The sequence below is a fragment of the Gemmobacter sp. LW-1 genome (genome assembly GCF_001303875.1).
Classification (GTDB): Bacteria; Pseudomonadota; Alphaproteobacteria; order Rhodobacterales; family Rhodobacteraceae; genus Gemmobacter; species Gemmobacter caeni.
In genome coordinates, this window is sequence record NZ_LJSC01000034.1 from 151088 (window position 1) to 163907 (window position 12820).

A 12820-nucleotide genomic window follows, 5' to 3' on the forward strand; every position below is an offset into this window, starting at 1 on the left:
ACACCCCATGACCCAGCGACTTGTCATCATCGGTGCCGGAATGGCCTCTGGCCGGCTGATCGAGCATCTGCGCGACACCGCCCCGGACGCCTGGCACATCACCCTGTTCAACGCCGAACCGCGCGGCAACTACAACCGCCTCATGCTGTCCCCGGTGCTGTCAGGCGAAAAGACTTACGCCGAGATCGTTACCCATGACGACGCCTTCTATGCCGCGCATGGCATCGATTGCCGCTTCGGGGAAAGCGTGACCCGGATCGACCGCGCGGCGAAGGTGGTTCACGGCGCAGGCGGCCCGGTGCCTTATGACCGGCTGGTCATTGCCACCGGCTCGGCGCCCTTCATCCTTCCGGTGCCGGGCAAGGATCTGCCGGGCGTCGTGACCTACCGCGATCTGGAGGATACCAATGCCATGATCGCGGCCAGCCGTCCCGGCGCGCGGGCCGTGGTGATCGGCGGCGGGCTTCTGGGTCTGGAGGCCGCTGCGGGCATGGCCGCGCGCGGTGCCGATGTGACGGTGATTCACCTGATGGGCCACCTGATGGAGCGTCAGCTTGACCCCACCGCCAGTTACCTTTTGCAAAAAGACCTGGAACGGCGCGGCATCCGTGTCCATTGCCGGGGGGCGACCAAGGCGATCCTCGGCACCGACCAGGTTGAAGCCGTGCTGCTGGAGGATGGCACCGTCTACGGCGCCGATCTGGTGTGCATGGCGGTCGGCATCCGCCCCGAGGTGCGCCTTGCCAATGACGCGCAGCTTGAGGTCGGGCGCGGCATCGTGGTCGATGCACAGCTGACCACATCGGACCCTGCGATCTTCGCGCTTGGCGAATGCGTCGAGTTCGACAGCCAGTTGTTCGGCCTCGTCGCCCCGCTTTACGATCAGGCAAAGGTGCTGGCCAGGGTGCTGAACGGCCGTGTGGCAGCCTTTGCCCTGGTGCAGACCGCCACCAAGCTGAAGGTCACCGGCTGCGACCTGTTCAGCGCAGGCGATTTCGCCGAGGCTCCGGGGCGCGAGGAAATCGTGTTCCGCGACCCGGCGCGCGGCATCTACAAACGGCTGGTGATCGCGGATGACCGGCTGATCGGTGCGGTGATGTATGGCGACACGGCAGATGGCAACTGGTTCTTCCAGCAGATCAGGGAGGGCGCCGATATCTCGGCCCGGCGCGAGACACTGATCTTCGGCCCCGCGTTTGAAGGGGGTGTCCAGTCGGACCCTCTTGCAGCCGTTGCAGCCTTGCCGCCTGAGGCAGAGATCTGTGGCTGCAACGGCGTCTGCAAGGGACAGATCGTCCGGGCGATCGGCGAGGGGGCAACCGATCTGGGGCTGGTGCGCGCCCGCACCAAGGCCAGCGCCTCCTGCGGGACATGCACGGGGCTGGTGGAACAGGTTCTGGCCGCGACGCTGGGCGATGCCTTCTCCCGGCCCGCTGCGCAGCCGATGTGCAGATGCACCAGCCTCACACATGACGAGGTGCGCCGCCTGATCAAGGCCAATGCCTTGAAATCCATGCCCGCTGTGATGCAGGAGCTGGGCTGGAACAGCTCGTGCGGTTGCGCAACCTGCCGCCCGGCGCTGAACTTCTACCTTCTGGCCGACTGGCCGCTGGACTACCGCGACGACGGCCAGAGCCGTTTCGTCAACGAACGCCTGCATGCCAATATCCAGAAGGATGGCAGCTTCAGCGTCGTGCCGCGCATGTGGGGCGGCGTCACCAATGCCGCCGAGCTGCGCGCCATTGCCGATGCTGCTGACAAATATGACGTGCCCATGGTCAAGGTCACAGGCGGACAGCGGATCGACCTGCTGGGTGTGCGGAAAGAGGATCTGCCCGCGATCTGGGCCGATCTGAATGCCGCCGGTCTGGTTTCCGGTCATGCCTATTCCAAGGGCTTGCGCACGGTGAAAACCTGTGTGGGGTCGGAATTCTGCCGCTTCGGCACGCAGGATTCGACGGGGCTGGGCATCAGGCTGGAACAACGGCTCTGGGGTTCATGGACGCCTCACAAGGTCAAGCTTGCGGTGTCGGGCTGCCCGCGCAACTGCGCCGAAGCGACCTGCAAGGATGTGGGGATCATCTGCGTTGACAGCGGCTATCAGATCGGTGTCGGCGGCGCGGCGGGCATGGATCTGAAGGAAACCGAGCGTCTTGCCGCCGTCGCCACCGAGGACGAGGCCATTGCCCTCACCGTCGCCTTCATCCAGCTTTACCGCGAGAATGCCCGCTATCTGGACCGGCCCTACAAATGGCTGAAGAAGGTCGGTCTGGACTGGGTAAAGGATCGGGTGCTGGACCCGGAAATCCGCGTCGGGCTGATCGAACGCTTCGACCTGTCACAATCCGTCTACCAGAAAGACCCCTGGGCCGAACGCGCCACGCCCGAGGCGGCGCGGCGGTTCCACCCCCTTGCCACGCTGATGCAGGAGGCCGCAGAATGACGCGCTGGATCGACATTGCCGCGCTGGAAGATATTCCGCTGCGGGGCGCCCGCACCCTGCGCACGCCCGAAGGCTGTGTCGCGGTGTTCCGCACACATGACAACCGGGTTTTCGCGCTGGATGACCGCTGCCCGCACAAGGGCGGGCCGCTGTCCGATGGCATCGTGCACGGCCATGCCGTGACCTGCCCGCTGCATGCCTGGGTCTTCGATCTGGAAACCGGCCGGGCACAGGGCGCGGATGAGGGCGCGGTGGCCACCTATCCCGCGCAGGTTATGGCGGGCCGCGTGCTGATCGACGTGGATCGGCTGGCCGGAAAGCGCGTCGCATGATCCGCTCGACCTGTCCCTATTGCGGTGTCGGTTGTGGTGTCCTGCTGGCCCCTGCGGGTGAAAGCGGGCTGATCGTGCGGGGCGACCCGGACCATCCGGCCAATCGCGGGCGTCTGTGTTCCAAGGGCACCGCACTTGGCGAGACGGTCGGGCGCTCCGGCCGCCTGACGACGCCCGAGATCCACGGCAGGCCCGCAGACTGGGATCAGGCGCTGAGCCTGATCGCCACCCGCTTTCGCCAGACAATTGCCGCACACGGGCCGGAGTCGGTGGCGCTTTATCTGTCCGGACAGATGTTGACCGAGGATTACTATGTCGCCAACAAGCTGATGAAGGGGTTCATCGGCAGCGCCAATGTCGATACCAACTCGCGGCTCTGCATGGCCTCGACCGTGGCGGGGCATGTCCGGGCCTTCGGTGCCGATACCGTGCCCGGCATCTATGACGATCTGGAGGAGGCGGATCTGATCGTCCTTGTCGGGTCGAACCTCGCCTGGTGCCATCCGGTCCTGTGGCAGCGGATCGAGGCGGCACGGGCCACGCGGGGCACGAAGATCGTAGTCATCGACCCACGCCGCAGCGTCACCGCAGGGGCGGCCGACCTGCATCTGCCCATTGCCTCCGGCGCGGATGTGGCGCTGTTCAACCGGCTGCTGGCCGCACTGGCAGACCGGGAGCTTCTGACCAGCGATGCCACCGGGCTGGAGGCGGCGGTGCAATCCGCCCGCGCCGACAGCGGTGAAACCGGCCTTGGCCCTGCGGATCTGGCACGGTTCCTTGATCTGTGGTGCCGCACGGAAAAGGTGGTGACGGTGTTTTCGCAGGGCGTGAACCAGTCCAGTTCGGGCACCGACAAGGTGAATGCGATCCTGAACTGCCATCTGGCAACGGGGCGCATCGGCCGCCCCGGCATGGGGCCGTTCAGCGTGACCGGCCAGCCCAATGCCATGGGCGGGCGCGAGGTGGGCGGGCTGGCCAATCAACTGGCCTGTCACCTGTCGCTGGAAAACCCGGCCCATCGCGCGGCGGTCGCACAATTCTGGCGCGCCCCTCGCATGGCCGAACGACCGGGGCTGAGGGCGGTGGACCTGTTCCGCGCCGTGGGTGACGGGCGGGTCAAGGCGCTGTGGATCATCCACACCAACCCCGCCGTCACCCTGCCCGAGGCCGATGCAGTGCGCGCCGCCATCGCAGCCTGCGAATTCGTTGCTGTCAGCGACGTGACCGGCGCCACAGATACCGCGCGGCTGGCCCATGTTCTGCTGCCCGCCGCCGCATGGGCCGAGAAATCGGGCACCGTCACCAATTCCGACCGCACGATCAGCCGCCAGCGTGCGGTGCTGGCGCCACCCGGCGCCGCCCGCCCCGACTGGTGGATGCTCGCCGGGGTGGCGCGGCGCATGGGCTTTGACAGGTTCGACTGGCCCGGCCCAGCCGCGATCTTCCGCGAACATGCCGCTTTGTCTGGAATTGCGGGGGCGCTGGGGCGCGATTTCGATATTTCGGGCAAGGCCGCGATCAGTGATGCCGACTATGACAGAATGGAACCCTTTCGCTGGCCCAGCACTGCGTTGCGGCAAGGGGGCCGGTTCTTTGGCGACAGCCGGTATTTCACCCCCGACGGCAGGCCGAGCATGATTGCGGTGACAAGCACCCCACCGCAGGCGATGCTTACCCCGGAGCATCCGTTCCGGCTGAACACCGGACGCATTCGCGACCAGTGGCACACCATGACGCGAACCGGACAGGCGCCCCGGCTCAACCAGCATCTTGGCGAACCCTTTGTCGAGGTTCACCCCTCTGACGCGCTGCGCTCGAGTCTGTCGCCCTGGTCACTGGCCGAGGTCCGCTCTGTCTCCGGCAAGGCGGTGCTGCGCGTGGTGGTCACCGATCGCGTGCGCCCCCGGCAGATTTTCGCCCCGATGCACTGGACCGGCGAGACGGCGCCCACCGGCCGGATAGACGCCGTGGTCAGCGCCGTGACGGACCCTCTGTCAGGTCAGCCCGAATCGAAAGCTGCGGCAGTATCTCTGCGACCCTGGCCTGCTCGCTGGTTTGCTTTTGCCTGCGCCGCCGGAAGCATCGCGCCTGACGGGGGCTACTGGGCGCGGCGGGTCACCGAAACCGGCCTTGCCGCCGAACTCGCCTTACTGGAAGCCCCGGATGATCCCTTAGCCTTTGCGCGCGCACTGTTTGACCTGCCGGATGCAGAAGTCATGCAGACGGAAGATGCGGCGCGCGGTCAGGTTTCCATCGCGCTGATCCTGTCGGGGCGCGTGGTGGCGCTGTTGTTCGCGGCCCCCTCCCCTGTGATGATCGCGCGGGATGCCGCTATCGCACGGATCGGCACGCCGCGCGGCGCCGCGACCCTCGCCCCCTGTGCAGGCGGCTCGGACTGGGCCGATAACGGGCCACTGGTTTGCGCCTGCACAGGTGTCGGCCGCAACCGTCTGCAATCGGCCTTCCGCGACGGAGCCTGCGATCTGGCTGCCATCGGGAATGCGACAGGGGCAGGCACCAACTGCGGCGCCTGCCGGCCCGAAATTGCGGCGATGCTGGCACAACTGGCCCGACCTCAGGCTGCGGAATAAGGCATTCAGCGCGGCAGATTCCCCAGACCGCGCCGCACCGCCTCTTCAGGCATTTCGTAAAGGGCGGCCAGACGGGCGGGGGCAAGCTGATCTGCCACAGGGCCCAACCGCGCGGTACCGCTCCGGTCGATGGTCAGCACCTCGGACGCCAGCCTTGCCGCCTGCGCCGGGTCATGTGTGCTGAACATGAGACCGAGCCCGCGGCGGGCCAGCCGCTCCATCAGATCGGCCAGCCGTTCCCGATTGGCAAAATCCAGCGCGGAGGAGGGTTCATCCATCAACAGGGCCGGTGCATTCTGCGCCAGCGCCCGCGCGATCAGGACCAACTGGCGCTCGCCGCCGGAAAGCCGCGTCACCAGCCGCTCGGCATGGGACAGCAGGCCGATCTCCTCCAGCGCAGCAGTGGCAGCCGCGTGATCGGCCTTGCCGGGGGCGGCAAAACCGGAGAGGTGCATCGTCCGCCCCATCAGGACAAAATCGCGCACAGTCCACGGAAAAGCCGCCTGCATGGCCTGTGGCACCAGGGCCAGCCGGGCCGCAATGGCCCGGCGCGGCAAGGGCAGGGAGGCACCTTGCAGCCTGATCGTTCCCGCCGCTGCCGGGGTCAGGCCAAGAAGGGTTCGGAACAGCGTGCTCTTGCCGGTTCCGTTCGGACCGAGAAGGGCCAGAACCTGACCGGGGTGCAGGGTGAAGGAAATGTCGCGCACCAGCACGCGCCGCCCGGCGGCGATGGCCAGCCCGCTGGCATGGATCAGCTCCATCTCCGGCCTCCGCGCGCCAGCAGGGTCAGAAAGACCGGCGCACCCAGAATGGCGGTCAGCACGCCAAGCGGCACTTCGGTCACGGCAAGGCTGCGCGCAGCGGTGTCGATCAGCACCATGAAGGCCGCGCCCAGCAGCGCCGCCAGCGGCAAGACCCGGTCAAAGCGCGCACCAGCCAGCAGGCGTGCCATATGGGGCACCATCAGACCGACCCAGCCGATCGTGCCCGCCGTGGCAACCGCTGCCGCCGTCATCAACGTGGCACAGACAATCACGACAAGGCGCAGCCGCGTGGTTTCCACGCCAAGGGCGCGGGCTTCCTCTTCGCCAAGCGCCAGCAGGCCGATGCGCCAGCGCATCAGGATCAGCGGCCCCGCCCCCAGCAGAAGGGCGGGTAAAAGGAAGGCCACATCGGCAGTCCGGGTTCCCGCAAGGCTGCCCAGCAGCCAGAACGTCATGGCGGGAAGCTGGTCATCGGGATCGGCCAGCGTTTTCACCATGGCGGTTCCGGCCCCGGCCAGCGCCCCGATGGCGATGCCGGTCAGGATCAGCGACAGCGCCTCACCCCGGTTGCCGAAGGCCACGGCCAGGGCCATCACCAGCCCGACGGTGGCCATGCCGCCCGTGAAGCTCAGCCCCTGGATGGCAAGGATCGGCAGGCCCAGAAGAATCCCCAGAACCGCGCCAAACCCCGCCCCGGCGGAAACACCCAGAATATCGGGCGAGACCAGCGGATTGCGGAAAGTCACCTGATAGGCCGCCCCAGCCGCCGACAGCGCGGCACCAACCAGCCCCGCAGCCAGCACACGCGGCAAACGGATCTGGAACAGAACCGAGGCTTCGGGTCCGTCTGGCAGTCGCCCCGAAAGCGCCGCCAGCATCAGCCCGCCGATCTGCCGCAGGGAGAGACCGTAAGGGCCGACCATCAGGGACAGCGCAAGGCACATCAGCAAAACCGCTGCTGCAACCCCGGTCTGCGGCAGCCGCCCCACCGGGACCGCACCCCGTCGCGACCTAGTTTTCAAGAAGTCCGGCCACTGCCGCATCATCCAGAGTCACATGATAAAACAGCTTGTAGAAACGGGCGACCTCGGCCCCCAGATCACCTTCCGCGACCTCTGGGTAGAAGCTGTGCATCAACCAGTGCAGGCCGATCAGCCGGTTCACCGAGGGCGGACTGTCGATGAAGCCGAAGGGTTCGGCGGGGGCCAGCAGAACCCGCGCGTCCCGCACGGCCGGAACATCGCTCCAGCCCGGCAGGGTGGCCACATCCCTCGCAAAGTCGCGGTCAATGGTCACGACAGTGGCGGGCGCCCAGGCCAGAATCTGCTCGACCGAGGTTGTCACCAATCCGCGGTCGGGGCCGCCCACCACATTGAGCCCACCTGCCCAGTCGATGATTTCCGCGTTGATCGCGCCTCTGGCGGCGCTTTCAAGTCCCTCCGGCCCGCGCGCCAGATAGACAGTCGGCCGGTCCTCGGGCGGCACGGCCTCAAGCACCCGCGTCACCATGGCAAAGGTCGCCTCGGCATAGCTTGCCAGCGCCTCGCCCCGTTCGGGCACGCCAAGGATTTCGGCCATCTGGCGGATCGCCGCCGGCGTATTGGCAAATGACCCGTCAATCAGCACATAGGGCACACCCGTCTGTTCCTGCACCTTGGTGGCCAGCGTCAGATAGGTTTCGTTGACGGTTCCGAAATCGACGATGAGATCCGGTTTCGCCGCCAGCAGCACCTCAAGGTTCAGCGTTCCGCCCTTGCCGGATAACCGCCCGAGTTCGGGCAGCGCGTGGGTCGCGGTCTGAAGATAGGGCAGATCCCGGTCGCGCGGCGCGCGCACCCAGCCGATCATCGCCTCCGGCTTCAGGGCGTACAACAGCACCGACGCCGGGGGGCCTGCCGCGAAAACGCGCATCGGCTGATCCGGCACGGTGACCTTGCGACCCGTCGCGTCAAGGATTTCACGCGCCGAAGCCGTGAAAGCGCCGGCGAAGACCAGCAGGACCGCTGCAACCAGAACGGCCAGCATCCTGACCCGGACGGGGCGGCGGGTATCCCCCGGCTCTGACAGGCTCTTGGCTATGCGCAGGGACATGACAGGTCTCCTTTCAGGGCAGCGCCTTCCGGCTTGATGTCGAGCAGGGGCGTGCCATTGACGCAATCAAGTCCCCGCACCGAAAGCAGAGGCCCTTCAATCGCAATGACCCGGACATGGCTCGAGGCGATCGGATTGGGGCGAAGCGGGGATCTTATGGCGAATGTGCCAAGGGTTTCTCCATCCGACCTCGGGCTTTGCTGCAACAGGTCCCGCCGCGCCAGATGCAGCCAGTACAGCAACTGAAGCCGGTCTTTCGCGAGAATACCCTTCAGCGCGGGCTGCCAGCGGGGGTGGAGGTTGATCCAGCAGACGGGGCCATCGACCTCGTCGCCCCATTTCGGGCAGGCATGCGGGTCGGCCCAGGGGGTGTAGATCGTGCCGATGAACTGAACTGTCGCGTCCTGAGCCATCTGCGATTCGGTCACAATCTCGCCGGGGCGCAGGCCGTTCCAGTCAAGCGGAGCCTGCGGCATCATTCAACGGTTCCGACCATGACATCGCTGGCCTTGATGACGGCAATGGCCTGGCCGCCCACCACCAGACCCAGATCCTGCACCGCGCTGTTGGTGATCGAGGCGGTCAGCACGCTGCCGCCAATGTCGATCCTGACATGGCTGGTGACAGCGCCTGTGGTGATATCCACCACCGTCCCGGAAAGCATGTTCCTCGCGCTCAGTTTCATGTTGTCACCTGTGGATTCGATATGTTCATTGAAACATATCCCGCATCGAACAGCCTCGTCCAGAAGCAATGCGGGCGCACTCGCGCGATTGCCGGCAGGGTTGAGAGGGCCGCTGGCGGATGCCCGCTGTCTCCGACCAATGTTCCATCTCCGATGGCGGCGGTCTGTGCTACAGTCCCCACGGGAGGCGATGCGCCATGAAAGACCTGCGGCATGTCGAGGAGATCGGGCGGGTGCTGGACGGCAGCCAGACCGGGCGGGACAGCTTTGTCTCTGCGTCCTGGCGGCGCTGTGTCGAGCTTTACGGCATGGACCCGACCCGCTCTGACCCCGCCCATATCGTGACCGAGGCGGAACTGCGTGATCACCGCAAGCAGGCCGAATGGCTGATCGCCACGGCAAGATCAGGGTTGCAGTCGTTGTTCCGGCAGGTTGCGGGGCAGAACTATGTGCTGCTGCTGACCGATGCCAAGGGCGTCTGCGTCGACTTTTTCGGCGACGATCTTTTCACCGAGGATCTGCGCCGCTCGGGCCTTTATCTCGGGTCGAACTGGTCGGAGAATCTGGCGGGAACCTGCGGGGTCGGTGCCTGCATCGTCCTGCAGGAGCCGGTGACGGTGCATCAGGATGATCATTTCGGCAATGCGCATACCGCCCTGTCCTGCACGGCGGCGCCGATCTTCGACAGCCTTGGTCAGCTTGCGGCGGTGCTGGATATCTCGCTGCTGCGATCTCCTGCGCCCAAGACCAGCCAGAACCTTGCGATGAGCCTTGTGACCACGGCGGCGCGGCGGGTCGAAATGGCGAACCTGATGGCCGAAAGCCCGCGCGACTGGGTGCTGCGGCTTTCGTCCAGCCCGGAATTTCTGGACGTCGATCCCGAGGCGGCGGTGCGGCTGGATGGCTCCGGGCGTGTACTGGGCTACACGCGCGCCGCGCGCCGGCTGTTTCCCGACGGCGGAACGATCCTCGGGCACCGGATCGACGAAGTTCTGAACATGAGCGTCGATGACCTGCCCGATCTGATGCGCGACCGCCCGACCGAAGAGCGCGTGATCGAAACGCGCGACGGCGGAGCATTGTTCGGGCATGCCATCGCCCCCAAGGCGCCGCGCCAGCCGCATCAGCGGATGCGCACCGGCGGGGCGCTGGCCGGGCTGACCGGCGGGGACGCCGGTATGTCGCGTCTGCTGGATCAGGCCGAGCGGCTGGCCCCCGGCACCGTGCCGCTGCTGATCACAGGTGAAACCGGCACCGGCAAGACCAAGCTTGCACGGGCGATCCACATGACGGGCAAGGCGCAGGGGTTCATCAGCCTCGAATGCGCCGGGCTGACGCCGGAGGCTCTGGCCGATGCCTGTCTGGAGGCCGTTGGTCCTACCACGCTTGTCCTGCGCCGGATCGAGGATCTGGCCCCGGAAACCGCCGTCGCGCTGAGCGGGCTGCTGGATCGCAGGCCCAACCTGCGCCCGCTGTCCACGACCTGTCTTGATCCGGCCCGGATCGGCGTGCCGCGCCCTCTGTTTCACCGGCTTGCGGGCTGTGTGCTGGAAGTGCCGCCTTTGCGGCTGCGGCGGGATATCGACTGGCTGATGTCGCGCCACCTGCGCCGCCACGCGGCCGACACGATCCGTCTGTCGCCTTCCGCCCGTGCCGATCTGATGGGACGGCGCTGGCCCGGCAATATCCGCGAACTCGAACAGGTGCTCGATGTCGCGGCGGCGCTTTGCATCGGGCCGGTCATCGACCTGCCCGATCTGCCCGGCCCGGTCGAGGCTGCGCCTTCACCCGAACCGCCCGCCGCAGGCTCAGCCGATCCGTGGGCGGCGCTGGAGCAGGTTCTGGTCGCCTGCGACTGGAACATGGCGCGCGCCGCCCGACGGTTCGGGGTCAACCGTTCGACCATCCTGCGCCGGATACGCGCCGCCGGGTTGCAGCCCCCCGCGTGATCTGTTGCGTGGACGTTGCACGCGCAACATGCCGCGCCGCAGCGACCACTTTTCCCCGGCATCAGCCCTCGCAAAAGTGGATCGCGCCCGATTCATCGCCCGATACTTCCTCGCGAGACACGCGCAGAGGAGGAGACGCGATGCTTGATATGACAGTGGTCAGCCAGACACAGGAGATGCTGGACAGCCTCAACGCCGCACTGGAGGGCGGCGATGTCGACCGCGCGGCGGCGCTGTTTGCGACCGACAGCTACTGGCGCGACCTAGTTGCGGTAAGCTGGAACCTCAAGACGGTCGAGGGGCCTGCGGGGGTGGCGGACCTGCTGCACAGCCAGCTTGCCCACACCCGGCCCGGCAACTTCCAGATCCAGACCGGAGAGACCCCCGCCGAGGAGGGCGGTGTGATCACGGCATGGATCACCTTCGAGACGAAGGCCGGGCGCGGCTGGGGCCTGATGCGGTTGCGCGATGGCCGGATCTGGACCCTGCTGACCGCACTTCAGGAGTTGAAGGGCTTCGAGGAACCCCGCGGCACCCGTCGTCCGATGGGGGCCGAACACGGCGCGCAGAAGAACCGCAGTTCCTGGAAGGAACGCCGCGAGGCGGAGGAGGCAAGCCTGGGCTACACCACCCAGCCCTATGTCGTGATCATCGGCGGCGGTCAGGGCGGCATCGCGCTTGGTGCGCGGCTGCGCCAGCTTGGCGTGCCCGCCATCGTGCTGGACAAGCATGACCGGCCCGGCGACCAGTGGCGCAGCCGCTACAAGTCGCTCTGCCTGCATGACCCGATCTGGTACGACCACCTGCCCTACATCAAGTTTCCCGACAACTGGCCGGTTTTCACGCCCAAGGACAAGGTCGGCGACTGGCTGGAGATGTATACCAAGGTCATGGAGATCAATTACTGGACGCGCTCTGAAGTGACGCGCGCCAGCCATGATCCGGCCACCGGCAAATGGCGGGTCGAGGTCAACCGCGACGGCGAGGCGGTTACGCTGGAACCCACACATCTGGTGCTGGCGACCGGCATGTCTGGCAAACCGAACATGCCGCGTTTCCCCGGCATGGAGACGTTCAGGGGCACGATCCAGCATTCGTCCCAGCATGAGGGGCCGGATGCCTGGGCAGGCAGGAAGGCCGTGGTCATCGGCTCCAACAATTCGGCCCATGACATCTGCGCCGCGCTTTGGGAAGGCAATGCCGATGTGACGATGGTGCAGCGTTCGTCCACGCATATCGTGCGCTCGGACAGCCTGATGGAGATCGGTCTTGGCGCGCTTTATTCCGAACAGGCGGTGGCCAATGGCATGACGACCGAAAAGGCGGACATGATCTTCGCCTCGCTGCCCTACAAAATCATGCACGAATTCCAGATCCCGCTTTACGACCAGATGCGTGAACGCGACGCGGCCTTCTACACCGGGCTGGAAAAGGCGGGTTTCGATCTGGACTGGGGCGATGATGGTTCGGGCCTGTTCATGAAATACCTGCGCCGCGGCTCGGGCTATTACATCGACGTGGGCGCGAGCCAGCTGATCATCGACGGCGAGGTGAAACTGGCCAAGGGCGGCATTGATCATTTCGAGGAAGACGCCGTTGTGCTGACCGATGGCACACGGTTGCCCGCCGATCTGGTGGTGCTGGCAACGGGCTATGGCTCGATGAACGGCTGGGCGGCCGATCTGATCAGCCAGCAGGTCGCCGACAAGGTCGGCAAGGTCTGGGGACTTGGCTCCGACACCACGAAAGACCCCGGCCCGTGGGAGGGCGAGCAGCGCAACATGTGGAAGCCGACGCAGCAGGAGCAGCTTTGGTTCCACGGCGGCAACCTGCACCAGTCGCGACACTATTCGCTGTATCTGGCGCTTCAGCTCAAGGCCCGGATGGAGGGGATCGAGACCCCGGTCTACGGGCTGCAAGAGGTGCATCACCTGTCCTGACGCGACTGCACCATCCTCCCCGGCC

At 66.3% G+C, this 12820-nt stretch carries 10 protein-coding genes; 5 read left to right on the plus strand and 5 right to left on the minus strand.

Annotated elements, in window-relative coordinates; translation table 11 throughout:
- The first annotated feature begins 7 nt into the window (after nt 1-7).
- Genes nirB through AO684_RS07710 form a run of 3 tightly spaced genes read left to right on the plus strand, consistent with a single transcriptional unit; the run spans nt 8 to nt 5366 of the window.
- Nucleotides 8-2443: a nitrite reductase large subunit NirB gene (gene nirB / locus AO684_RS07700; RefSeq protein ID WP_054302155.1), complete on the plus strand. Its 2436-nt coding sequence runs from the start codon at nt 8-10 to the stop codon at nt 2441-2443.
- Nucleotides 2440-2775 carry a nitrite reductase small subunit NirD gene (gene nirD / locus AO684_RS07705; protein ID WP_054302156.1) on the plus strand — a complete coding sequence of 112 codons (336 nt, stop codon included), beginning with the start codon at nt 2440-2442 and terminating at the stop codon, nt 2773-2775. Before nirB ends, nirD begins: the two co-directional genes overlap by 4 nt.
- Nucleotides 2772-5366, plus strand: coding sequence for a nitrate reductase (locus AO684_RS07710; protein ID WP_054302157.1), 2595 nt, complete (start codon nt 2772-2774; stop codon nt 5364-5366). Before nirD ends, AO684_RS07710 begins: the two co-directional genes overlap by 4 nt.
- 5 nt (nt 5367-5371) lie before the next feature.
- Here the strand turns inward: AO684_RS07710 and AO684_RS07715 are convergent, their stop codons facing one another.
- The 5 genes from AO684_RS07715 to AO684_RS07735 are packed head-to-tail and all read right to left on the minus strand — an operon-like array spanning nt 5372 to nt 8906.
- On the minus strand, nt 5372-6127 hold the full coding sequence (locus tag AO684_RS07715; RefSeq protein WP_054302158.1) for an ABC transporter ATP-binding protein: 756 nt from the start codon (nt 6125-6127) through the stop codon (nt 5372-5374).
- Nucleotides 6118-7119, minus strand: coding sequence for a FecCD family ABC transporter permease (locus AO684_RS07720; RefSeq protein WP_369814580.1), 1002 nt, complete (start codon nt 7117-7119; stop codon nt 6118-6120). The genes AO684_RS07715 and AO684_RS07720 overlap by 10 nt, the downstream gene beginning before the upstream one ends.
- Before the next feature lie 22 nt (nt 7120-7141).
- A complete protein-coding gene (locus tag AO684_RS07725) occupies nt 7142-8221 on the minus strand; it encodes an ABC transporter substrate-binding protein (RefSeq protein ID WP_235451238.1) in 1080 nt (359 codons plus the stop codon).
- Nucleotides 8206-8700: an SAM-dependent methyltransferase gene (locus AO684_RS07730; protein ID WP_235451239.1), complete on the minus strand. Its 495-nt coding sequence runs from the start codon at nt 8698-8700 to the stop codon at nt 8206-8208. Before AO684_RS07730 ends, AO684_RS07725 begins: the two co-directional genes overlap by 16 nt.
- Entirely contained in the window at nt 8697-8906 is a 210-nt protein-coding gene (locus AO684_RS07735) for a molybdopterin-binding protein (protein ID WP_054302159.1), read from the minus strand. The genes AO684_RS07730 and AO684_RS07735 overlap by 4 nt, the downstream gene beginning before the upstream one ends.
- 197 nt (nt 8907-9103) lie before the next feature.
- Here AO684_RS07735 and AO684_RS07740 point away from each other — a divergent pair, with 197 nt between their 5' ends.
- Both AO684_RS07740 and AO684_RS07745 read left to right on the plus strand, forming a co-directional pair.
- A complete protein-coding gene (locus AO684_RS07740) occupies nt 9104-10855 on the plus strand; it encodes a sigma-54-dependent Fis family transcriptional regulator (RefSeq protein WP_054302160.1) in 1752 nt (583 codons plus the stop codon).
- Between the two features lie 140 nt (nt 10856-10995).
- Nucleotides 10996-12795 carry an NAD(P)/FAD-dependent oxidoreductase gene (locus AO684_RS07745; protein ID WP_054302161.1) on the plus strand — a complete coding sequence of 600 codons (1800 nt, stop codon included), beginning with the start codon at nt 10996-10998 and terminating at the stop codon, nt 12793-12795.
- The last annotated feature ends 25 nt before the right edge of the window (nt 12796-12820 follow it).